This is a genomic window from Streptosporangium sp. NPDC000509 (assembly GCF_042898365.1).
Taxonomy (GTDB): Bacteria; Actinomycetota; Actinomycetes; order Streptosporangiales; family Streptosporangiaceae; genus Streptosporangium.
This window is the reverse complement of sequence record NZ_JBIAYX010000003.1, coordinates 370,637-393,003: the sequence shown is the minus strand read 5'-3', so window position 1 is coordinate 393,003 and position 22,367 is coordinate 370,637. Positions and strand designations below refer to the sequence as shown.

The 22,367-nt window shown below is 69.5% G+C and carries 19 protein-coding genes; 12 read left to right on the top strand and 7 right to left on the bottom strand.

The features are described from left to right. Positions 1–9 precede the first annotated feature (9 nt). The 3 genes from ACFY3D_RS08000 (at position 10) to ACFY3D_RS07990 (ending at position 2,538) form a co-directional block, all read left to right on the top strand. The gene (locus ACFY3D_RS08000; RefSeq protein WP_362895914.1) at positions 10–774 is read left to right on the top strand and encodes a crotonase/enoyl-CoA hydratase family protein; all 765 of its coding nucleotides are present in this window, start codon (positions 10–12) and stop codon (positions 772–774) included. A gap of 161 nt (positions 775–935) precedes the next feature. After that, the gene (locus ACFY3D_RS07995) at positions 936–1,586 is read left to right on the top strand and encodes a rhomboid family intramembrane serine protease (protein ID WP_389976277.1); all 651 of its coding nucleotides are present in this window, start codon (positions 936–938) and stop codon (positions 1,584–1,586) included. Between the two features lie 544 nt (positions 1,587–2,130). Beyond that, a complete protein-coding gene (locus ACFY3D_RS07990; protein WP_350943208.1) occupies positions 2,131–2,538 on the top strand; it encodes a BlaI/MecI/CopY family transcriptional regulator in 408 nt (135 codons plus the stop codon). A gap of 118 nt (positions 2,539–2,656) precedes the next feature. On the opposite strand, the gene serC is transcribed toward ACFY3D_RS07990, so the two are convergent. Then, a complete protein-coding gene (gene serC / locus ACFY3D_RS07985; RefSeq protein ID WP_389976274.1) occupies positions 2,657–3,766 on the bottom strand; it encodes a phosphoserine transaminase in 1,110 nt (369 codons plus the stop codon). A gap of 256 nt (positions 3,767–4,022) precedes the next feature. Further along, positions 4,023–5,129 carry a citrate synthase 2 gene (locus ACFY3D_RS07980; RefSeq protein ID WP_362895919.1) on the bottom strand — a complete coding sequence of 369 codons (1,107 nt, stop codon included), beginning with the start codon at positions 5,127–5,129 and terminating at the stop codon, positions 4,023–4,025. Positions 5,130–5,298: 169 nt separating this feature from the next. On the opposite strand from ACFY3D_RS07980, the gene pdxH reads away from it, so the two are divergent. From pdxH to ACFY3D_RS07955, 5 genes are all read left to right on the top strand, one after another. Then, positions 5,299–5,952 carry a pyridoxamine 5'-phosphate oxidase gene (gene pdxH / locus ACFY3D_RS07975; protein ID WP_389976271.1) on the top strand — a complete coding sequence of 218 codons (654 nt, stop codon included), beginning with the start codon at positions 5,299–5,301 and terminating at the stop codon, positions 5,950–5,952. Positions 5,953–6,009: 57 nt separating this feature from the next. Beyond that, entirely contained in the window at positions 6,010–7,257 is a 1,248-nt protein-coding gene (locus ACFY3D_RS07970) for an MFS transporter (protein WP_389976268.1), read from the top strand. 159 nt (positions 7,258–7,416) lie between these two features. Further along, positions 7,417–8,121, top strand: coding sequence for a metal-dependent transcriptional regulator (locus ACFY3D_RS07965; protein ID WP_350943215.1), 705 nt, complete (start codon positions 7,417–7,419; stop codon positions 8,119–8,121). Between the two features lie 117 nt (positions 8,122–8,238). Next, positions 8,239–10,464 carry a SpoIIE family protein phosphatase gene (locus ACFY3D_RS07960; protein WP_389976265.1) on the top strand — a complete coding sequence of 742 codons (2,226 nt, stop codon included), beginning with the start codon at positions 8,239–8,241 and terminating at the stop codon, positions 10,462–10,464. A gap of 53 nt (positions 10,465–10,517) precedes the next feature. Continuing rightward, positions 10,518–11,288: an alpha/beta fold hydrolase gene (locus ACFY3D_RS07955; protein WP_389976262.1), complete on the top strand. Its 771-nt coding sequence runs from the start codon at positions 10,518–10,520 to the stop codon at positions 11,286–11,288. Positions 11,289–11,348: 60 nt separating this feature from the next. Here ACFY3D_RS07955 and ACFY3D_RS07950 read toward each other — a convergent pair whose 3' ends face one another. Further along, positions 11,349–11,510 carry a hypothetical protein gene (locus tag ACFY3D_RS07950; RefSeq protein WP_350943219.1) on the bottom strand — a complete coding sequence of 54 codons (162 nt, stop codon included), beginning with the start codon at positions 11,508–11,510 and terminating at the stop codon, positions 11,349–11,351. 101 nt (positions 11,511–11,611) lie between these two features. On the opposite strand from ACFY3D_RS07950, the gene ACFY3D_RS07945 reads away from it, so the two are divergent. Further along, a complete protein-coding gene (locus tag ACFY3D_RS07945; protein ID WP_389976259.1) occupies positions 11,612–12,142 on the top strand; it encodes a hypothetical protein in 531 nt (176 codons plus the stop codon). A gap of 243 nt (positions 12,143–12,385) precedes the next feature. Here ACFY3D_RS07945 and ACFY3D_RS07940 read toward each other — a convergent pair whose 3' ends face one another. Continuing rightward, the gene (locus ACFY3D_RS07940) at positions 12,386–13,531 is read right to left on the bottom strand and encodes an acyl-CoA dehydrogenase family protein (RefSeq protein WP_389976256.1); all 1,146 of its coding nucleotides are present in this window, start codon (positions 13,529–13,531) and stop codon (positions 12,386–12,388) included. Between the two features lie 387 nt (positions 13,532–13,918). Between ACFY3D_RS07940 and ACFY3D_RS07935 the strand changes: the two genes are divergently transcribed. From ACFY3D_RS07935 to ACFY3D_RS07925, 3 genes are all read left to right on the top strand, one after another. Beyond that, positions 13,919–15,244 carry a hypothetical protein gene (locus tag ACFY3D_RS07935; protein WP_389976253.1) on the top strand — a complete coding sequence of 442 codons (1,326 nt, stop codon included), beginning with the start codon at positions 13,919–13,921 and terminating at the stop codon, positions 15,242–15,244. A 12-nt stretch (positions 15,245–15,256) separates the two neighbouring features. Beyond that, positions 15,257–16,090, top strand: coding sequence for a class F sortase (locus ACFY3D_RS07930; protein WP_389976250.1), 834 nt, complete (start codon positions 15,257–15,259; stop codon positions 16,088–16,090). Positions 16,091–17,173: 1,083 nt separating this feature from the next. Beyond that, positions 17,174–18,403, top strand: a complete 1,230-nt coding sequence (locus ACFY3D_RS07925; protein WP_389976247.1) for a glycerophosphodiester phosphodiesterase family protein — start codon at positions 17,174–17,176, stop codon at positions 18,401–18,403. Between the two features lie 151 nt (positions 18,404–18,554). On the opposite strand, the gene ACFY3D_RS07920 is transcribed toward ACFY3D_RS07925, so the two are convergent. Genes ACFY3D_RS07920 through ACFY3D_RS07910 form a run of 3 tightly spaced genes read right to left on the bottom strand, consistent with a single transcriptional unit; the run spans position 18,555 to position 22,284 of the window. Further along, positions 18,555–20,669 carry a xanthine dehydrogenase family protein molybdopterin-binding subunit gene (locus ACFY3D_RS07920; protein WP_389976244.1) on the bottom strand — a complete coding sequence of 705 codons (2,115 nt, stop codon included), beginning with the start codon at positions 20,667–20,669 and terminating at the stop codon, positions 18,555–18,557. Then, positions 20,666–21,697, bottom strand: coding sequence for an FAD binding domain-containing protein (locus tag ACFY3D_RS07915; RefSeq protein ID WP_389976241.1), 1,032 nt, complete (start codon positions 21,695–21,697; stop codon positions 20,666–20,668). Before ACFY3D_RS07915 ends, ACFY3D_RS07920 begins: the two co-directional genes overlap by 4 nt. Next, positions 21,694–22,284: a 2Fe-2S iron-sulfur cluster-binding protein gene (locus ACFY3D_RS07910; RefSeq protein ID WP_362895939.1), complete on the bottom strand. Its 591-nt coding sequence runs from the start codon at positions 22,282–22,284 to the stop codon at positions 21,694–21,696. The genes ACFY3D_RS07915 and ACFY3D_RS07910 overlap by 4 nt, the downstream gene beginning before the upstream one ends. Positions 22,285–22,367 lie beyond the last annotated feature (83 nt).

The window sequence follows — 22,367 nt, the reverse complement described above, 5'->3', positions numbered from 1 at the left end:
AGTCATCCGGTGTCTGACGAGGTTCTGGTCGAAGTCGACGGCGGCGTGGCCGTCATCACGATCAACCGCCCCAAAGCCAGGAACGCGGTCAACGGCGCCGTGGCTCGGGGCCTCGCGGCCGCGATGGACGAGCTGGAGGAGCGGAAGGACGTGGCGGCCTACGTCCTCACCGGCGCGGGCGGAACGTTCTGCTCGGGCATGGACCTGAAGGGGTTCCTGACCGGGGACTTCCCGGTCGTGGAGGGCAGGGGGTTCGGCGGTATCGCCGAGGCGCCGCCGAAGAAGCCGCTCGTCGCCGCCGTCGAGGGCTACGCCCTGGCCGGAGGCTGCGAGCTCGCGCTGGCCTGCGACATCATCATCGCCTCCGAGGAGGCGAAGTTCGGGCTCCCCGAGCCCAAGCGAGGGCTGGTCGCGGCGGCGGGCGGCGTGATGCGGCTGCCGCGGCGCATCCCCTATCACGTCGCGATGGAGATCGCCCTGACCGGCGACCACTTTCCCGCCTCCCGGCTGTACGAGCTCGGCCTGGTCAACCATGTCACGCCCGTGGGCGAGGCCCTGGCCACGGCCGTCGAGCTCGCGAGCAGGATCGCCGCCAACGCCCCGCTCGCGCTCGCCGCGACCAAGCGCGTGATCGTGGAGTCGGCGGACTGGAGCCGTGACGAGATGTTCGCGAAGCAGGGAGAGATCATCAATCCGGTGTTCGCGTCCAAGGACGCGATGGAGGGGGCGGCGGCCTTCGCCGAGAAGCGCGCTCCCCGGTGGGCGGGCGAGTAGCGCCGGGATCGGCGGGAATCGGAGGGAAACCGTGTGCCGGGCGCGATCCGAGGGGCCGCGCCCGGCGCATTCACGGCCAGGAGTGCGTACGGTAAAGGTGTGGACAGGTGTGGCGAGGGCACTTGACATTCACGCCGACGCTCCAAAGGCCAGGAGAGTGCATGAACGACCACGCGACCGGAACGACCCCCACCGGCCGATCCTCCGGCGATCTTCTGAAGCGCAGGGCGGGAGATCTGGCCGCGGGCGCGCTGGGCGCCGCGATCGTCAACGTCCTCCTGGTCGGTGTCATGTGGGTGGTCGAGATCGCCGACTACGTCCTGCCGGGGGAGTTCGACGTTTACGGCATCCGGGCCTGGAATCCCGACAGTCTGGGCGGCATCTTCCTCGCCCCCTTCCTGCACGCCGGATTCGGCCACCTGATGGCCAACTCGCTTCCCCTGCTGGTTCTCGGGTTCCTCGCCGCGCTGCGCGGGATCGCCCGTTTCCTGGGGGCCAGCCTGATCATCGTGCTGGTCAGCGGGCTTGGTGTCTGGTTCACCAGCTCGCCGTATGCGGTCACGGTCGGCGCGAGCGGCCTGGTCTTCGGGTATTTCGGTCTTGTCGTCGCCCGAGGGCTGTTCGACCGTCGGCCCCTCGACATCGTGATCGGTGTCGGTGTGGCGATCGCCTACTACTCGATCATCTGGGGCGTGCTTCCCGGCGAGGACGGCATTTCCTGGCAGGGGCACCTGTTCGGGCTGATCGGCGGCATCATCGCGGCCTGGGTGATGCGCCGCAGGCGCCCCAGGGCCGTCACTCCGGCCTACTGAGAGACACAGACCTTTCAAAGGCGCGTCGCGTCCGGCTGCGGGAGCCTCCCCGGAAAGTCACCTCAGGAAAGCCGCATCTCCGTCTACCGAACCTCCAGGTATCGAGCCTGTCTCGGAGACGGGTTGTCGGCCGACTTCGAGGGCTTCGCTGAGAAAAGGGCGCTGTACGGGGCTGTGGGCGCTATGTGGCGCTTGGTAGCGCCTTGGTAATCATCATTGGTCGGGCGGGGTGGTTCGTGGCCTCCAGGGCCGAATAAAGCCGCTCCGGGGGTCGTCCGTCGGCGGGGTGATGACCGTCCGGGGACACGACCGGCATCCGGGACGGCCGGACCCGGTGGCGGCGCGTTCTTTTCGGCCACATTCCCGGGGAGTTTTTTCCGTGAACGCACAACAGAAGATTCTGCTGTAATTCATCAGCTATGGAAGCATCGGTTGATTTAAGTGACAATGTGACAAAATTTCATGTGTGAACCTGCCTGGCCGCGTGCCCGTACATGTTCCAGGGCCATCACAGCCGGGCGCGACCCTCGAAAGGTGGCCGCGGGTGAACCTGGGATCCCTGGAACGCGCGATCATGGACGTGCTGTGGGGCTGCAAGCAACCGATGCTGGTTCGCCAGGTGCAGGACATGCTGAACCAGAACGCCGAACGGAGCCTGGCCTACACCACGGTGCAGACCGTCGCCGAGCGTCTCGTCAGGAAGGGCCTGCTGGAAAGGGCCCCCGTACGCAACGCCTTTCGCTACACCGCGAGCCGCTCACGGGACGAACACGTGGCGGGGCTGATGCTCGCGGCACTGGCGAACAGTCCCGATCGGGCTCCCGTACTCTCGCGGTTCGCGGAGGGGGTGGACCCGGACGACGCCCTGCGCCTGCTGCACGAGCTGGCGCGGCTCGCGGGGGAGCGGGCCCACGCCTCGGCGGCGGGCGGGACCCCGAGCACGCTGCCCTAGGCTCCCGTCCCGGGAGCCGGTGATCCGGCTTCCGGGACGGGAGAAGGGGAACGAGTCCTCGCGGACCGTCCTCGCCGGGCCGACGAGGACGGATGCCCCACCTCGGGGAAGCGGGGGACTACAGGCGCTCGACGACGTAGTCGACGCAGGTGGTCAGGGCCTCGACGTCCTCGGGGTCGATGGAGGGGAACATCGCGACGCGCAGCTGGTTGCGGCCGAGCTTGCGGTAGGGCTCGGTGTCGACGATGCCGTTGGCCCGCAGGACCTTCGCGATCGCGGAGGCGTCGACGTCGTCGGAGAAGTCGATCGTGCCCACCACGTTGGAGCGGAACTCGGGAGCCGCGAACGGGGTGGTGTAGGAGGTCTTCTCCGCCCAGGTGTACAGGCGCCGGGCCGAGTCGGCCGTGCGGGCGGTCGTCCAGGCGAGGCCGCCGTTGCCGTTCATCCACTCGATCTGCTCGGCGAGCAGGAAGAGGGTGGCGACCGACGGAGTGTTGTACGTCTGGTCCTTGGAGGAGTTGTCGATCGCCACCGGGAGGCTGAAGAACTCGGGGACGTAGCGCCCGCTGGAGGCGATCTCGTCGACCCTGGCCAGCGCGGCCGGGGACATCAGGGCGATCCAGAGGCCGCCGTCGGAGGCGAAGCTCTTCTGCGGCGCGAAGTAGTAGACGTCGAACTCGCTCGCCTCGACGGGCAGGCCGCCGGCGCCGGAGGTGGCGTCGACCAGCACGAGCGAGCCCTCCTCGCCCACGCGCCTGATCGGCATCGCGACGCCGGTCGAGGTCTCGTTGTGGGTGAGCGCGTAGACGTCGACGCCCTCCTCCAGGCGGGCCTCGGGGTGAGTGCCCACCTCCGACTTGATCACGGTCGGGTCGCCCAGCCACGGGGCCTTGGCCGCCACGGAGGCGAACTTCGAGGAGAACTCACCGAAGTGCAGGTGCTGGGACCTGTCACGGATCAGTCCGAAGGCGGCGATGTCCCAGAACGCGGTGGTGCCGCCGTTGCCCAGGACCACCTCGTACCCAGCGGGGAGGGAGAACAGCTCGGAAAGCCCCGCGCGAACGCGCCCGACCAGCGCCTTGACGGGCTTCTGGCGGTGAGAGGTGCCCAGGAGACCGGACCCGGAGGCCGCGAGAGCCGAGAGTTGCTCGGGGCGCACCTTCGAGGGCCCGCAGCCGAAACGGCCGTCGGCGGGCTTGATGTCAGAGGGAATCACGATGTCAGCCACCTGACCAGCCTACTGAGCCCGGGGATCGATCCAGGACGGGGTCCGGATTTCGAGACGAGCCGTTGAAGGGTTTTGGGCAGGGCGGGACGATCACGCGGGGTGTCGCGGGTTCTTCGGGGTCCCGGGCGCTCGACGGCGCTCGACACGTCCGGTGAGCTCCGGGGGCGCAGCCGGGTGCCGCGGGTTCCTCGGGGACCCGAAACCGGCAACGGCTGCCGCGCGAGACGTCGCGCGACAGCCGTACAGGAGGGGAACTTCAGAAGGGGTGGATGACCTCGGCGGCTCCGGGGACGTCCTGGACCGAGCGCTGGGACGGACCCACGTAGTCGGCGCTGGGGCGGACGAGCCTGCCCGTGCGCTTCTGTTCCAGGATGTGGGCGGCCCAGCCCGCGGTGCGCGCGCAGGTGAACATCGAGGTGAACATCGAGGAGGGGACCTTGGCGAAGTCCAGGATGACCGCCGCCCAGTACTCGACGTTGGTGGCGAGCACCCGGTCGGGCTTGCGGGCGTGCAGCTCTTCCAGCGCGGCCTTCTCCAGCGCCGCGGCGACCTCGTAACGCGGTGCGTCGAGCTCCTTGGCGGTGCGGCGGAGCACGCGTGCCCGGGGGTCCTCGGCACGGTAGACGCGATGACCGAAGCCCATGAGGCGCTGCCCCTTGTCGAGCTCCGACTGCACGTACTTCCTGGCGTCGCCGAGCTGCTCGACGCCCTCGATCATGTGCAGCACGCGCGCGGGCGCACCGCCGTGGAGCGGGCCGGACATGGCGCCGACCGCACCGCTCAGCGCCGCGGCGACATCGGCTCCGGTGGAGGCGATCACCCTGGCGGTGAAGGTGGAGGCGTTCATGCCGTGCTCGGCGGCGGACGTCCAGTAGGCGTCGATGGCCTTGACGTGCTTGGGGTCGGGCTCGCCCTGCCAGCGGATCATGAACCGCTCGACGATGCTCTCCCCCTTGTCGACCTCGCTCTGGGGGACCATCGGCTTCCCCAGGCCGCGCGCGGACTGCGCGACGAAGCTGAGGGCGTTCACGCTGGCGCGGGCCAGGTCGGCGCGGGCCTGTTCGTCGTCGATGTCGTGCAGCGGCCTGAAACCGTACGCGGGGGCCAGCATGGCCAGCGCGCTCTGCACGTCGACGCGGATGTCACCGGAGTGGACAGGAATGGGGAAGGGCTCCGCCGGGGCCAGGCCCGGCTGGAACTTGTTGTCGACAAGCAGGCCCCACACGTGTCCGAAAGAGACGCGACCGACCAACTCTTCGATGTCGACGCCCCGGTAGCGAAGGGCGCCCCCTTCTTTGTCCGGTTCCGCGATCTCCGTCTCGAAAGCCACCACGCCTTCGAGCCCGGGTTTGAAGTCGGACATTCTCGGCTGCCTCCCTTTCTTGAAGTCAAAGCCTTGATGTCGAGATACCGGCGGGTCATATTCAACCCCCTGGGCCGAGGCGGTGTGCCGCCGGACCCGCCGGAACGCGATCGCCCCAGGTGGGGGGCACCGCGCGGGCTTCCTGCTCGGCACGGGAGAATACCTTCCCGTGGATGCCACATCGCGACCGCCTTCGATGGCGGGCCTTCGCCGCACGTACCAGGGACTGCCCCTGAGCGAGGCAGATCTCGCCCCCGACCCCTTCTCCCAGTTCGCCCTCTGGTTCGGCGACGCCGTGGACGCCGGGCTTCCCGAACCGAACGCGACCGTGCTCGCGACCGCCTCGGCGGGTGGGCGGCCGACGGCCAGGACGGTTCTGCTCAAGGGCTACGACGAGAACGGGTTCGTCTTTTACACTAACTACGAGTCGCGCAAGGGCCGGGACATGGCGGAGAACCCGCGTGCCGCCCTGCTGTTCCCCTGGCACTCCATCCGTCGCCAGGTGCGGGTGGAGGGATCGGTGGTACGGCTGCCGCGCGAGGAGTCGGCCATCTATTTCAGGTCCCGGCCCTACGGGTCGCGGATCGGCGCGTGGGCGTCGAGGCAGTCGGCGGTCGTGCACTCCAGGGACGAGCTGGACGCCCGTTACGAGGAGTTGGCGGAGCGCTGGCCCGAGGATCCGCCCGTCCCCGATTTCTGGGGCGGGCTGCGCGTGGTGCCGTCCGAGGTGGAGTTCTGGCAAGGTCGCACCGACCGCATGCATGACCGCCTCCGTTACCGGCGCTCCGGCGCCACCTGGGTCGTCGAACGTCTGGCCCCCTGAACACCCTCCCCGCTTTGTGCTGATATATCCATGTATGTCGGTTAGAGGGGTGTCGGGGTGGGTTTCAGGGACTTCGTTGGTAGGCATGCGGCTGATACGCGCCCGCTCGCCATACCCGCCTACCGGAGGCTCTGGGCCGGTCAGGGTGTGTCGTTCATCGGCTTCCAGCTCACCTCGGTGGCCGTCAGCGCCCAGATCTACGACATCACGAAGTCGTCCTTCTGGGTCGGCATGCTCGGTCCGGCCAACCTGATCCCCCTGATCGTCTTCGGACTCTGGGGAGGCGCGATCGCCGACGCGGTCGACCGGCGCAGACTCCTCATCGTCGGCGCGCTGATCGCCTGGTCGGGGACGCTCGCGCTCCTCGTTCAGGCCGCACTGGGCTCGACGAGCGTCGGCCTGCTGCTGGCCACCGTGGCCGTGCACGCCACCGGCTTCGCCATCACCGGGCCGACCAGAGGCGCGATCATCCCCAGGCTGGTCCCCGTCGACCTGATCCCCGCGGCCAACACCCTCAACTTCCTGGCGGGCGGCCTCGGCACGGTCATCGGGCCACTGCTCGGCGGGGCGGTGCTCGCGCGAAGCGGCTTCGCCGCCGCCTACCTGATCGACGCGCTGCTGTTCGGCGCCGGTTTCTACGCCGCGCTGAGGCTGCCGAAACTCGAACCGATCGGAGAGGTGACCCGCCCGGGTCTGCGGTCGGTCGTGGACGGTCTGCGCTACATCTCCGGACATCCGGTCGTGCTGATGTCGTTCGTCGTCGACCTCATCGCCATGGCGTTCGCGCTGCCCAGGGCGCTGTTCCCGGAGATCGTGGACGAGCGGTTCGGCGGCTCTCTGATCGCGTTCGGCTGGCTGTCGGCCAGTATCGCGATCGGCTCGGTGCTCGGCGGCCTGCTGTCGGGCTGGGTGGGCCGGGTCCAGCGCCAGGGACTCGCGCTCACGTACGTGATCGCCGCATGGGGGCTCACCGTCGCCGCGGCGGGGCTCGCCGACCAGTTGTGGTTGATGGTCGCCCTGCTCGCGTTCGGCGGGGCCGCCGACCTGGTCTCCGCGGTGTGGCGGCAGACGATCCTGCAGACCCACGCGCCCGACGACATGCGCGGGAGGATGCAGGGGGTGTTCTTGGTGGTGGTCGCGGGAGGTCCCCGGCTGGGCGATCTGCGGGCCGGCGGCACCGCCTCGTGGTTCGGCGCCACGTGGGCATGGGTGGGCGGCGGGATCGCCTGCGCGGTGGCCGTGCTCGCGGTGGGGCTGGCCGTCCCGGCCTTCAGAAAATATCGCCCGCTCGCGCGCAGTGTTTGAGCAGCTAGGGAAGGATTTGGCGTCCTCGGGCGTTGCCCTTCTTTGTCATCGTGGGCTGTTCTCCCAATAGGGTCGTCTTCTCAGACTTCCGAGGTCCCGCGCCGCCCTCCCGGGAACACCGCGCGATGGACGTAGCATCGAGAGAGGACGGGAGGAACCTTGACCGCACACGGCCTGATCGACACGACGGAGATGTACCTTCGTACGATCTTCGAGCTGGAGGAGGAGGGCATCGTCCCCCTGCGCGCGCGTATCGCCGAGCGTCTCCAGCAGAGCGGTCCCACCGTCAGCCAGACGGTCGCCCGGATGGAGCGCGACGGCCTGGTTCGCGTCGAGGGCGACCGCCATCTGACCATGACCGATCTGGGACGCACCCTCGCGACCCGTGTCATGCGCAAACACCGCCTCGCGGAATGCCTGCTCACCCAGGTGATCGGTCTGCCCTGGGAAGAGGTGCACATCGAGGCGTGCCGCTGGGAGCACGTCATGTCCGAATCCGTGGAGGCCAGGCTCATCAGCCTGCTCAACAATCCCACGGAGGACCCGCACGGCAATCCGATCCCGGGCCTTGAGGAGCTCGGTGTCGTCGGCCATCCCGGGGGGAGGCTGGAGTCGCTGCCGTCGATGGCCGCGATGGCCGGACCCAGAGATATACCCGTTGTCGTGCGGCGAATTAGCGAACAAGTGCAAAGCGATCCGGCTGTGATGCTTAAACTCAAGCAAGTCGGGATACAACCCGGACGCGAGGTGACGCTCGCGGCGAGCGACGACGGTGTGCGGGTGACAGGTGACGACGAGGCGGACAATTTTCTTGCGGATCTCCCGCGAGAGATTGCCGCGCACGTTTTCGTCTCCACACGCTGACCGAGGGCCCCTAGCTCGGTTGGATCCCGTTCGGGAGTCCCTCCGCTCCCAGGCCGAGACTGCAGGAGCAACCGTGGTTCGCTTTGCACACACACGCCCACGAGGGGCGGTCACCGGATGAAGCGGTGGGGGGATGTTTCCCAGGACGCCGCTGATCACCTCACGGCCGGCTCCGTCCTGGATCTCGCCGAGATGGCGGTGGTGGTCACCGACAGGTTCAGCAACCTTCTCTACTGGAACCCGTTCGCGGAGAGGCTGTTCGGGCGCCCCGGCACCTCGGGGCCCCGTGACCAGTCGCTCTCCCTGGGCATCATGGAGAAGGACCACCCGCTCGCCGTCGAGCTCTCCAAGCACGTCCTCAAGGGCGGCGTCTGGGAGGGCACGTTCGACGTCAGGCGCGGTGACGGGACGATCATCTACGTACGGGCACAGGCCGTGCCGCTGCGGCATCCCTCGGGAGCGGTGACGGGCATCGTCATCACCGCCCGCGAGGCGATGCGCAGCAACGAGCGGGAGAAGGACCGCTTCGGCCTGCTGGAGCGGATCGGCGAGCGCCTCGCCGGATCGCTCTACGTCGAGGAGACGCTCAAGCGCGTCGCGGAGATGCTCGTCCCGCAGTTCGCCGACCACTGCTTCATCGAGCTGGTGGAGGAGGGGCGGCTCACCCGGAGGGTCTCCACCCACGTCCAGGGCTGGAGCCCGCCGCCCAACACCTGGGCGCCGCTCGGGGCGGAGATCCACTACCCGGTGGGGCACTACGCCGAGATCGCGCTGCGCCGCCAGGAGACGATCCTCGTCGAGGACTTCTCCCAGACCAACTATCCCAGTCCGGGCGAGGCCAACACCCGCCTCGCCGCCGAGATCGGCATGACCTCGGCCATCGTCGCGCCGCTGTGCGTGCGCGGAGAGACCCTCGGGCTCATCTATCTGGGGCTGTCCAACCTGACCGACCGGCGCAGCCCGCACTACGACGCCTTCGACCGCGACTTCGTGGGGGCCATCGCCACCAGGGTCGCCCTCGCCGTCGACAACGCCCTGCTGTTCGAGGAGGAGCGGCACACAGCGGAGTCCTTCCAGAAGCACCTGCTGCCCCGCGCGCTGCCGCAGCTCGACGGGCTGGAGATCGCGGTCCGCTACTTCCCCGCCGCCCCCCTGGCCAGCCACGGGCAGGGCATCCAGACTCAGGTCGGCGGCGACTGGTACGACGTCATCCCGCTCTCGGCGGGCCGGGTCGGCATCGTCATCGGCGACGTCGAGGGCCGGGGCGCCAAGGCCGCGGCGGTGATGGGACAGCTGCGGGCGGCCCTGCGGGCGTTCGCCCAGGACGACAAGCCGCCCGCGGAGATCCTCGCCAGGCTCGACGAGTGGACGCGCATCATCGCGACCCCCGAGCAGGACGAGAGCGGCACCGACATCAGCGTCCCGCCCATCGTCACCTGCCAGTACCTCGTGTACGACGCCTGGTCGCGGCAGCTGTCGTTCGCCAACGCCGGTCACGCCCCTCCGCTGCTGCTGATCGGCGACATCTGCACCGAGCTGGACATCCGCGAGGTCGGCCAGCCGCTGGGGGTGCGGGCGAAGGGCATGCACGCCGACCTGGTCTACAAGGAGGAGACGCGGACGCTGCCCCCCGGGGCCTCGTTGCTCCTCTACACCGACGGGCTCGTCGACCGCCGCCCCATCCGCGACGCCGATGGCAGGCCGCCCAACGTCGAGGAGGCGCTGGCGCAGCTCTGCGGCAAGCTCATCAAGATCAGTGACGCCTCCGTCGAGGAGATCGCCGACGCCGCCACCGTCGCGGTGCCCGGTGAGATCGACGACGACATGGCCATCCTCGTACTCAGGTCCGCCTCCGAGGACCTGGCCGTCGAGGAGCGCACCTTCCCCGCTCAGCCGATCATGGTCGGGGAGGCGCGCCGGATGGCCTCGGAGGCGTTCATCGGCTGGAACGTCCCCGAGGAGCGCGCCGAGCTCGCCTGCCTGCTCGTCTCCGAGGTCGTCACCAACGTCGTGCTGCACGCCGCCACCGCCAGCATCCCGCGCAGGGAGCTGACGATGGACGGCCCCCCGCTGCCGTTCGACGAGTCCTGGGACGTTCCCGGCTTCGAAGACGAGATCGTCAACGAGAAGGAGTTCACGCTCAGGATCCGCCGGGGCAGGGAGTCCGTCTGGGTCGAGGTCTTCGACCAGGATCTTCGGCTGCCACGCATCCGCAGCGCGGGGGAGAACGACGAGGGCGGGCGAGGTCTCTACCTCGTCGACCAGCTCGCCAGGCGCTGGGGCTCCCGTCCCACCAAGGAGGGCAAGGCCGTCTGGTTCGAGATCCCCACCAGGTCGCGCTGAGCCGCAGGCGGCACGACTGGCACCCGTTCCCGATCGATGGTTGACTCGGGGGCATGGAGCTGGCGTTCGAACGGCGCGGGACAGGTCCTCCCCTCGTCCTGCTGCACGGCATCGGGCATCACTGGCAGGCATGGTTGCCGGTGCTCGACAGACTCGCCGCCGAACGTGACGTGATCGCGGTCGACTTTCCCGGTTTCGGCATCTCGCCGCCGCTGCCGCCCGGCACGCCGTACACGGCGGAAAGCCTGGCGGACGCGATCGAGTCCTTCTTCGATGTGCTCGGCCTGCGCGACCCTCATGTGGCGGGTAGTTCCCTGGGGGGTTACGTCGCTCTCGAACTCGCCTCGCGCGGGGTGGTCCGTTCGGCCACCGCGCTCTCTCCGGCCGGATTCTGGAACCGCAGCGAGCTCATGTACGCGCGAGCCGTCCTCCGCGCCGGCAGGGCCTCGGTTCGCCACCTTTCTCCGCAGCGAGCCGCCTTCGTGGAAGATCCGCTGGGACGCCTTCTCTGCGCCGGTGTGCTGGTCGCCCATCCCCGAAGGGTCTCGCCCGAGGCACTGCTCGCCGGGTTCCAGGCACTGGGGGACGCCTCCGGTTTCGACGAGACCCTCGCCTCGTTCGCGGGGCTGATGCCTCCCGCGCCGCCGAAGGCGCCGGTCACGATCGCCTGGGGCGAGCGCGACCGGCTGCTTCCGCGCCGACAGGCCATCCGTGCGGCCAGATGGTCGGGGCAGCGGGTGAAGCTGCTCAAGGGGTGCGGACACCTGCCGATGACCGACGACCCCGAGCTGGTCGCGAGCGTGCTGCTGGAGGGCTCCCGGTAGGCGGGGCTTTTTCGCGGATTCACGGCTCGGGAGGGCGTCGTCTGGGACCGGAGGGAGGGGTCAGCGGACGGTCTGTCCCCAGATGGCGAGCATCGCGATGACGAACACGGCCATGACGCCGATGTACGCGACCGGGCCGAGCCGGAAGGCACGCCGCACCCGGTTCAGGCCCCAGGCGAACAGGAACGCCAGGAAGATCAGCAGAATCAGTCCGCTGTCCATCGTCACCACCTCGGGGGAGTCTCCATGGACCAGTATGCGGCGCCGAAGCCGTCTTCGCGGTTGGTAAACGCAATCCCCGACCCATGGGATCGTTACCTTTCGTGAACAGGACCTCGAAGGCAACGTGTGCCCTGCTGGTGGCAGCCCTGGCCGCAGCCCTTTCCGCGTGTTCCGGTGGGAGCGGAGCCTCCGGCGCGCCGGCGACCGCCACCGTTACCGTGACCGCCTCGGTCACTCCGTCTCCCGTGGCCTCCGCCACGCCCTCCCCTTCCCCCACGCCGACCCCGGCCGCCTCCGCGTCGACGGAGCCCGACGATCCCGTCACGGCGTCGCCGTCCGTGAGCGTTCCCGGGAGCCGGGACGTCGACGCCACGATAAGAGGGAAGATCGCCCTACGCGGGGTGGACGGGATCACCGTGACCGCGGAGAGCGACCGGGAGGTGAAGGCCCTCCTGCTGCCGTTCACGGTCGTGCGCGACGCGCGGGGGCTGGTCTGCAGGGAGGGGCAGGCCCCGTACAGCTGCTCGATGGAGCAGTTGCAGGCGGCGATCAAGAAGAGGGGCGCGCTGTTCGCCAAGGTGACGATCAAGGACGGGGTGGCCACCCAGGTCGAGGACATCACCGAGGGGTGAGGGCCCCGGCCGGTCACGGGGAGCCGCCGCCCCGCGAGGGCGTGGACGGCGGCTCTTCACGGGGCGTCCCGGGGTGTCTCAGGAGCCGGGTGTCCTTGAGCGGGAGTGGCCCGTGAGCGGCAAGAGCCGGTCCTGGAGCGTCTTCCCGCGTCGGGCCTCACCTCTTCCCGCGTCGGGCCTCACCTTCATGGCCGAAGCGAGGGGTCCGCGCCCGGCGTCTCCGATCGGGCTCCGAGGCCGGTCTCAGAAGCCGAAGGAGCGACCGATGATCTCCTTCATGATCTCGGTGGTGCCGCCGTAGATGGTCTGGACGCGGCTGTCCATCCAGGCCTTGGCGACGGGATACTCCATCATGTAGCCGTAGCCGCCGTGCAGCTGGAGGCAGCGGTCGATGACCTTGGTCTGCAGCTCCGTGGTCCACCACTTCGCCTTGGCGGCGTCCACGGCGGTGAGTTCCCCCGCGTTGAGGGCGAGGATGCACCTGTCCACGTAGAGGCGGGCGATGTCCACCTCGGTGTCCAGCTCGGCCAGCACGAAACGGGCGTTCTGGAAGCCGCCGATGCTCCGGCCGAAGGCCGTCCGGTTCTTGCAGTACTCGATCGTCGTCTGCAGGACCGTCTCCGCCGCCGCCACCGCCATCACCGCGATCGAGAGGCGTTCCTGCGGCAGGTTGGCCATGAGCTGGAAGAAGCCCTGCCCTTCCTGCGGGCCCAGCAGGTTGGCCGCGGGGACCCGGACGTTGTCGAAGAACAGCTCCGCCGTGTCCTGGGCGTGCATGCCGATCTTCTCCAGGTTGCGGCCCCTGCTGAAGCCCTCCATGCCCCGCTCGACGACGAGCAGGGAGATGCCCCGCGCGCCCGCGTCCGGGTCGGTCTTCGCCACGACGACGACCAGGTCCGAGTTGATGCCGTTGGTGATGAAGGTCTTCTGGCCGTTGACCACGTAGTGGTCGCCGTCGCGTACGGCGGTCGTCCTGATGCCCTGCAGGTCGCTGCCCGCGCCGGGCTCGCTCATCGCGACCGCCGTGATCAGCTCGCCGGAGGCGAACCCGGGCAGCCAGCGGGCCTTCTGCTCGTCGTTGGTGAGGTCCACGAAGTACGGGGCCATCACGTCGTTGTGCAGCGAGTAGCCCAGGCCGGTCGCGCCGATCGCCATCACCTCCTCGACGATCACGGCGTTGTAGCGGAAGTCCGTGATTCCCGCACCGCCGAACTCCTCGGGCACTCCGAAGCCGAACATCCCGATCTCTCCGGCCCTCTTCCACACCTCGCGCGGGACGATGCCGTCCTTCTCCCACCGGTCGTGGTGGGGCGCGACCTCGCGGGCCAGGAACTCGCGCACGGTCTCTCGGAAGAGCCGGTGCTCCTCCTCGAAGAGGTCTCGCTGCATGGTGTGCCTCCTTGGGACTCGTGACGACTCGCGACGGCTCGTGGTACAGAATACAATTCTGTTACTAGCAGGTACAGCCGATATCGCGCTGTTAGCGTGGCTTGCTGTGGTATGTAGAGGTATATCCAGATCACAAGTACGCCACGGTCTTCGAATCCACCCACGATCTCGGTGCGCCGAAGATGGTTCAAACCGTACGATCTACCCTCGGTGTGCTATGGGTATGCCTGTTGACGGCAGCCTTCGTGATCGGAGTATGTGGTGGTTCGGTGGCGATCTGGGCTCCGTAGGTCCCTCGCGGTTTCGGCCCTGTGCCTTTTCGGTGGTGCACTCGTCGCGCTGCCATCCGGCGCGTCCGGCGCGTCCGGCTCCGGCATTGCCGAACTCGTGGTCGACTACAGCTGTACCAGGGGGATCGCCCTGGGAGGCAGCACGGTGAACCTCCGGACCAAGGTGTCGATTCCCACGACGCTCACCGTCGGGGAGCCGCTCAACATCGGCTGGGACCTCAACTACAAGAACGGCGACCCGGCCAGGTTCGGCTCGCCGGACTACTTCGGCCCCGGAGGCAAGGTCCTGGTCACCGGGAACGTGCAGATGTCCGGGAGCTGGATCGGCGTCCTGCAGCCGAAGGGTGTCGTCGACCAGCCGGGCAAGCTGCAGCCGGGCAGCATCCTGAAACTCCCCGAAGGGATCTCCGACGCCGCCCACACCGACCGGCCGGGCACGCTCAAGGTCTCTCCCCGGAAGCTGTTCGTGGACTTCATGCCTCCGGCCGGCGAGGTCATGGTCAACAACGACGACCCCCGGGTGAAGTATCACGCGGCGGGCGACTGGTACGAGCTGAACGACGAGGCCCTCAGCATCGGCGACTACGGCCGCGACCTGCACCGCACCGACAAGGTGAACTCCTTCGCCACCTTCACGTTCACCGGCACCGGAATCGAGTACGTCGCACGGCGCAGCATCGAGGCGGGGCAGGTCGGCTTCAAGATCGACGGCCAGGACGCCACGCCGGCCTCCATCGACGCCTCGAAGGACGCCGACGGCACGCCGACGAACGCCGCGCACCGGGGCGGGCTCACGCTGTGGAGGTTCAACGGCCTCAAGTACGGCGAGCACACCCTCCAGGTCACGAACCTGGAGGCCGGTAAGTTCGCGCAGGTCGACGCCTTCCGGGTGATCACGAGGGAGTTGCAGAACCCGCCAGCCGACTATCGGGCCACGTGCGAGCTCGTCAGCGCGCCGGTCTCGGTGAACGTCACGATCTCCGAGCGGGGCGTGTCCCCCTCGCCCAGCGTGACGGGCTCCCCGGACCCCAGCGTCACCCCCAGCACTACGCCCACGGGCAGCCCCACGGCCACTCCGACGAGCACCCCGACGGGCACGCCCACCCCCACCCCGACGAACACTCAGACCGGGGCCGGCAACCAGACGCCCAGGCCGAACAGCACCACCAGGAGCACCACCACCTCGACGCCCAAGCCGACCCTCACCGTGACCACCACCGTCACCCCCACCAGGGCCACCCCCACCGCGCCGCAGGTGATCATCACGCCCAGCGGCGGGGCGCAGACGGGTGAGGCTCCCGAGGGTGGCTCCGGGCTGGGGCTGCTCAGCGCGGGCACGGCGATGGTGACGGGAAGCGCGCTGGGCGGTGTGGCCTTGATGAGGCGGCGGGCGGCACACGCGCGCGGCCAGAGGGACAGCTGAAGGAGACGCCGGATGTATCAAGGACCTGGTCAGGGCGGTCCCGACCCCTATCACGGCACCGGCCCCGCTCCCAAGCCCAAGGGGAGCATGCTGATGGCCGGGCTCCTCGTGGCGGGATCGCTCGGCGGGGTGGCCGCGATCATGGCGGGGCTGCTCGCCTACCTGCCCCCCGCGGTGGAGGACGCGCCGTACGGGCCGCCCGTGCCGCAGGCGGCGGACAGCAACATCCAGATCCAGGAGGTCCCGGCCGCCGGCCAGCAGCCGGTGGGAGTGGCGCCCTCCTCGGTGGGACCGGGCGGGCTGGACGCCCCGCTCACGGCCGCCGCGCCCACGGCGGCGCCGCCACTGCCGGTGACCATGCCTCCGGAGCCGCTGAAGAGTGACGGCGTGCAGCCCCGGCGGATCGCCATCCCGAAGATCGGCGTGCTCGCCCCGCTGATGGCGCTCGGCGTCGACTCCAAACGGGAGATCCAGACGCCTCCGCTGAGCAGGCCCAACCAGGCGGGCTGGTACAAGCACGGCCCGATCCCCGGGCAGCAGGGGCCCTCGGTGGTCCTCGGGCACGTGAACACCAAGAAGGGCGCCGCCGTCTTCAGCCGGTTGAAGGAGATCAGCCGAGGGGACAAGATCAAGGTCTCCCGGTCCGACGGAAGTCTCGCGGAGTTCACGGTCGACGGTGTGGAACAGGTCAGCAAGACGGCCTTCCCGTCCAAGCGGGTCTACGGCAACACCGGTGAGGCGACGCTGCGGCTGATCACCTGCGGCGGTGTCTACAACCGCGCGACCGGCCACTACACCGACAACATCATCGTCTACGCGACCCTGTCGAAGACCCGGCGCGCCTGAGTCCACCGTGCCCGGCCCGCTGCCGGGCGCGGTGTCTCCCCGATCGGGCGCGATGCGCCGCGAATTCGCGGGTCGCGACGTTCTCGCCGCTCGTTAGCCTCCTCGTCAATCCGGGTAGGAAGTCGTTGGAGTAAGAGGCATCCCCCCGGATGATCAGAAGGTGGGGGTGTGCCCAGGTGAGCATCGTGCGGGCCGGGGTCGTAGCCGTACTCATAGGGATGGCCGCTATTGGCGCGGTACAACATCCGAAAGGGCACGATCGATCCACGGGGTGGGGCGGCAAACGTTTCGCGCATTCGACGCCGAAACACGCCGGGGGCTGGACGACCAAGAACTGGGGCAACGGCGGGCGGACGGCCCAGCGTTCGAGGACGACCATCGAACGCAGGGGAAACTGGGGATCCGGGCGGCCGATACACTCCGACGGCGGACGGCACAGGGCGTGGGAGACCGGTCGTCGATATCCGGGGTGGAAACACCAGGGTAATCGCGGTTTCTGGCGTCGAGGCCCGGAGGGCGAACGCGGCGAGGCACGAGGGTTCGGGAGTCGCGGCGTCCGGGACTCCCCGCGGTCGGACCCGGACGCCGAGGGCGGTGACGGCCGGGGCCGTGAGCGACCGGGGGCGTGGGAGTCTCGGCGTCGAGGTCCGCGGGCCGGATGGCGAGAGGGCCATGGGACCGGACGGCAGGGGGCGGGTGCCTGGCGGCACAGGGGCCGGGAGCCGGGGCGGCCGGTGTGGGCCGGGCACGGCATGAGGCAGCATCGGCACAGGTACGGGTATCGGCAGGGGCAGGGCGGGCGAGACGGGTCACGGGGCGAGTGGTGATCCGAGGTCGGGGCCGGGAACGCCGGGCCGTCGACTGAGCCGTGTTTCTCTTCGCCGGGGAGTGAGTGATCAGTCGCTCACTCTTTTTTTGTGGACAGCAATATCGGGATATATGTGGTGAAATGTCGCAGGAAGTGGTCATGTGCTGTTATCTCGGCTAGAAATCACTTCTGATCGTTAATTGCATCTCCAGTCCGGGTATAGCCGCTTATGCGGATGTGTCCCCCTGCTGAACCGGAGCGGGGGGTGTACGCGGGTGAACAAGGCGCGGGCCGGTGTGCTGGCCGTATTCATAGGGATGACCGTGATCGGCGCCCTTCACCACGTCGATTCGACGGGCAGGCGGTCCGTGAGCCCCGCGGACGGGCGATTCGGTGACTCCGTGGCCGACCGGCCCGCGAGTTCCGCGAGCTCCGGGAGTTCCGCGAGTTCCGCGGACGGGCGGTCCGCGAGCTCTCCGGCGAACCCGGAGGCACGGCATTTCGGCCGTCACGAAGTCGCGCCGATCATCATCGCGCATCGCGGAGCCAGTGCCTTCCGGCCCGAGCACACGCTTCTCGCCTACACGGTCGCCATCTCGATGGGCGCCGACTACATCGAGCCGGACCTCGTCTCGACCAAGGACCACGTGCTGGTCGCCCGGCATGAGAACGAGCTCTCGGCGACCACCGACATCGCCGGACATCCCGAGTTCGCCGACCGCAGGACCTCCAAGGTCATCAACGGCATCCGGCACACGGGCTGGTTCACCGAGGACTTCACCCTGGAGGAGTTGCGTACCCTCCGTGCCAGGGAGCGCTTCGCCAAGGAGCGGCGGGAGAACACCGCGTACGACGGGATGGAGCGCATCCCGACGCTCGACGAGGTGGTCCAGCTGGCGCGGAAACACGGGGTGGGTGTCTACGCGGAGACCAAGTTCCCCACCTACTTCGCCTCGATCGGGCTGCCCCTGGAGGAGCCTCTCCTGGAGACCTTCGCGCGCTACGGATGGGACGACGAGCGGGACCCGGCGTTCATCCAGTCCTTCGAGGCGGGGAATCTCAGGCGGCTGCGTTCCCTCACCCGGCTGCGGCTCATCCAGTTCGTCGGCGCGACCGGCGCCCCGTACGACCTCGCGAGCGCGGGTGACCCGCTCACCTACGACGACATGGTCACCCCGGCGGGACTGCGGGAGGTCGCCAAGTACGCCGACGGCATCGGTCTGGTCACCAAGCGGATCGGTCCCGCGGGTCTCAGCGGGAGATCGGTGTCACCCGCCACGCTCGTCGGGAACGCCCAGCGGGAAGGGCTCCTCGTCCACGCCACGACGGTTCGCAGGTTCGCGCGGCTTCGGGCGGATCTCGGGAGCGGCGCCTCCGGCGGGCGCGCCGCCGAAGGGGTGAAGAGATGGCTGCAGCGCCTGTACCGGCTCAACGTGGACGGAGTCATCGCCGACGACCCCGGGCTGGCACGCGCCATACGGGACCAGTTGCGCGGCGGAGGCTGACGCGCGGCCGGCCGGGTGCCGGGGCCGGCGTACCGGTCGGATGGCGCGGTGCCGCCGGTATCCGACCGGGGGCCCGCACGCGACAGGTCGGGTGCCGCGTGGTGCCGCCGGGTGCCGACGCGCGGGTCGGGTCGCCCGCTGCGGTTTTCCGTCAGCCGGTGCGCATGGCCGCCCGTACCCGGTCAAGAGTGATCGGCAGGTCGCGCTGCCGGAAGCCGGTCGCGTGGAAGACGGCGTTCGCGATCGCCGCGGCGGTGCCGACGATCCCCAGCTCGCCGATTCCCTTCACGCCGACCGGGTTGAGCTCGTCGTCCTGCTCGTCGATCCAGTGGGCCTCGATCCCGCGGACGTCGGCGTTCGCCGCGATGTGGTACCCGGCCAGGTCGTGGTTGACGAAGTCACCGAACCGGGGGTCCATCCGCAGGGCCTCGTGCAGGGCCATGGAGATCCCCATCGTCATGGCGCCCAGGAACTGTGAGCGCGCCGTCCTGGCGTTCACGATCCGGCCGGCCGCGAAGACTCCCAGCAGCCGCTCGACACGGACCTGTCCGCTGTCGACGTTCACGCTGACCTCGGCGAACTGTGCCCCGAACGAGTGGCGTGAGAGGCGCTTGGCGGCGGCGAGATCCTCGGTGGTGTCCGCCCGCACCTCCAGTCCTTCGGGAGGGAGGAGTCCGGACCGCTCGTCGAGTTCCTTCACCAGCGCACGGCACGCCTTGCTCACCGCCCAGCTCCACGAGGAGGTGCCCATGGAGCCCCCGGCGACCGGCGCGGGACCGAAGACGCTGCGGCCCACCCGCACCGTGACCAGGTCCATCGGCACGCCGAGTTCGTCGGCGGCCACCTGGGTCAGCGCGGTGCGGGCACCGGTGCCGATGTCGGCCGCGGCGATCTCGATCATGAACCTGCCGGTGGGCTGGGCGTAGGCGGTCGCGGTGGCGGCCATGGTGAAGACGGGGTAGGTCGACGACGCGACGCCGGTGCCGAGGAGCCGGTCGCCTTTCTCGCGGACGCCGGGCGTGGGGTCGCGCCCGGCCCAGCCGAAGCGCGCCGCACCCTCACGCAGGCAGGCGATCAGGTTGCGGCTGCTGAACGGGAGTCCCGACTCGGGGTCGGCCGAAGGCTCGTTGACGATCCGCAGCTGGACGGGGTCCATCCCGAGTGCGTACGCCAGCTCGTCCATCGCCGACTCCAGGGCGAACATCCCCGGTGCCTCACCGGGGGCACGCATCCACGAGGGGGTCGGCACGTCCAGCCGCAGCAGCCGGTGAGCGGTGTGGCTGCTGGGCGCCGCGTACATCACGCGGCTGGCCGCGACCGTCTGCTCGGTGTACTCGACGAGCTTCGAACTCTGCTGGAGCGCTTCGTGCCACACCGCGGTCAGCCTGCCGTCCCGCTCCGCTCCCAGGCGTACGCGCTGCACGGTGGGCGTCCGGTAGCTGACGAGCGCGAACATCTGCTGCCGGGTCATCGCCACCTTGACCGGTCGTCTCACGGCGTGCGCGGCCAGCGCCGCCAGCACGGTCGGCGGGCGGGTCGCCGCCTTCGACCCGAAACCGCCGCCGATGTGGTCGGCGACGACGCTCACCGCGCTCTCGGGAAGACCGAACAGCCGGGCGATCGTGGTCGCCGACTTCCACGGTGCCTGGTCGGCGTTGTAGAGCGTGAGGGTCTCGCCCTCCCAGAACGCGATCGTGGAGTGCGGCTCGATCGGGCTGGCGTGCTCGGTCGGGGTCGTGTAGACGGCGTCCACGCGGACCGGCGCCGACGCGAGGGCGCTCTCGGCGTCACCCCGGTCGACCGTCCCCGCGAGGCCCGCGTTGACCGTCTCCGGAGAGAGGATCCGCGGGTTGCCGGGATCCAGTTCGACGTCGTACTCCTCGTCCTCCTCGTAGTCCACGCGCACCGCCGACGCCGCCTCGCGGGCGCCCTCCAGGGTGGTCGCGACCACGGCGGCGACGATCTGCCCCCGGTAGGCGACGTCGGCCGACTGCAGAACGGCCAGCTCGGCGTCCTGCGCGGGACGCAGCCGAAAGACGTTGCCACTGTCCAGTACGGCGATCACCCCGGGCAGGGCGAGCGCTGCGGCGCCGTCGACGGAGCGCACCCGCCCTCGGACGATCGTGGACTGCACCGGCCAGACGTAGACGGCGTTCGGTACGGGGTACTCGTACGCGTAACGGGCCGCGCCGGTGACCTTGTCGCGTCCCTCGATCCTGGCCGGTGCCCCGCCCACCACCTTGTCGAGTACCCTGTCGACGGTCATCCCCGCTCCTCCCGCGTGAAGCTCCCCGCGGACCCCGCCGGTCTCGTGAGATCGCGCACGCTCGCCGCGATCAGGTCGCCGGCGAGGTCGATCTTGAACTCGTTCCCGGGGAGAGGACTCGCCGCCGCGAACTCCGCCTCCGCCGCGGCGAGCAGCAGTGCCCTGGTCGGCCGGTGGCCGGTCAGCATCCCCTCGGCCTCCCTGGCCCGCCACGGCACGGGGGCCACCCCGCCCAGCGCGAGCCGGATCTCCCGCAGTGACCCGCCGGCCTCCGTCGCGACCACCGCCGCGATCGAGACCACCGCGAACGCGTAGGACCAGCGGTCGCGGACCTTGCGGTACAGCATGACCGCGCCGTCCGGGGGCGGCGGCAACTCGACCCCGGTGATCAGGTCACCGGGGCCGAGCACGGTCTCCCGGTCGGGGGTGTCGCCGGGCAGCAGGTAGAAGCGGGAGAGCGGCACCGCCCGCTCCTCGCCCCCCGCGAGTCTGATGTGCACCACGGCGTCGAGGGCGGCCATCGCCACCGCCATGTCGGAGGGGTGGGTGGCCACGCACGCGACGGAGGTGCCGATCACCCCCAGGTCGCGGTGGTCGGTATCGCCGATCGCCGAACAGCCGGTGTCCCGTTCGCGCTTGTTGCACGGCTTGGTGATGTCCTGGAAGTACGGGCAGCGCGTGCGTTGCAGCAGGTTACCGCCGGTGGTGGCCATCGACCGCAGCTGCCCCGAGGCCCCGGCCAGCACCGCCTGGGAGACGGCGGGGAAACGTTCCCTGATGCCCCGGTCGCCGGACAGATCGCTGTTGCGCACCATCGCCCCGATGAGCACGCTCCCGTCGGCCCGGTGCTCGATCCGGTCGTACGGCAGCCGCGTGACGTCCACCAGCGTCGCGGGCCTCGCCACGCCGAGCTTCATCAGGTCCACGAGGTTGGTACCGCCGGCGAGGAACATCGCGTCGGTGCCGTCCAGGAGGGCGGTGACGGCGGCATCGGGGTCGGTGACGCGCTCGTAGGTGAAGGGTCTCATCGCGTGCCCTCGGGGTTCCGCCCGGTGAGAACCGGCTCCCGGTTCTCACCGCCGGCCACGTCGAGGACGGCTTCGACGATTCCGGCGTACGCGCCGCAGCGGCAGAGGTTGCCGCTCATCCGCTCGCGGACCTCCTCGGCGTCCAGGTCGCGGCCGGAGGCGACACCGGCGGCGACGTCCTCGGTGACATGGCTCGGCCAGCCCCGTTCCGCCTCGCCGAGCGCGCCGATGGCGGAGCAGATCTGGCCCGGTGTGCAGTAGCCGCACTGGAAACCGTCCTGGTCGAGGAACGCCTGCTGTACGGGGTGCAGATCACTCCCGGGGGCGAGGGCGGCCACCCCCTCGATGGTGACGATCTCCTGCCCGGCGACCGCGACGGCGAGCGTGAGGCAACTGTTCACCCGGCGGCCGTCCAGCAGGACCGTGCATGCCCCGCACTGCCCGTGGTCGCACCCCTTCTTCGTCCCGGTCAGTCCGAGACGCTCCCGTAGCGCGTCCAGGAGGGTCACCCGGTTGTCCAGGGAGACGGGGTGGTCGGCACCGTTGATACGCAGCGTGATATCGCTGCCGAACGCTTCGACTGCCATGCGTTTATCCTGTCAATTCCCTGATGAGGGGCGGATTTCCTGCCAATCTGAAATTCTCAAAGAAGCGGCAATCCTGTCGGTTC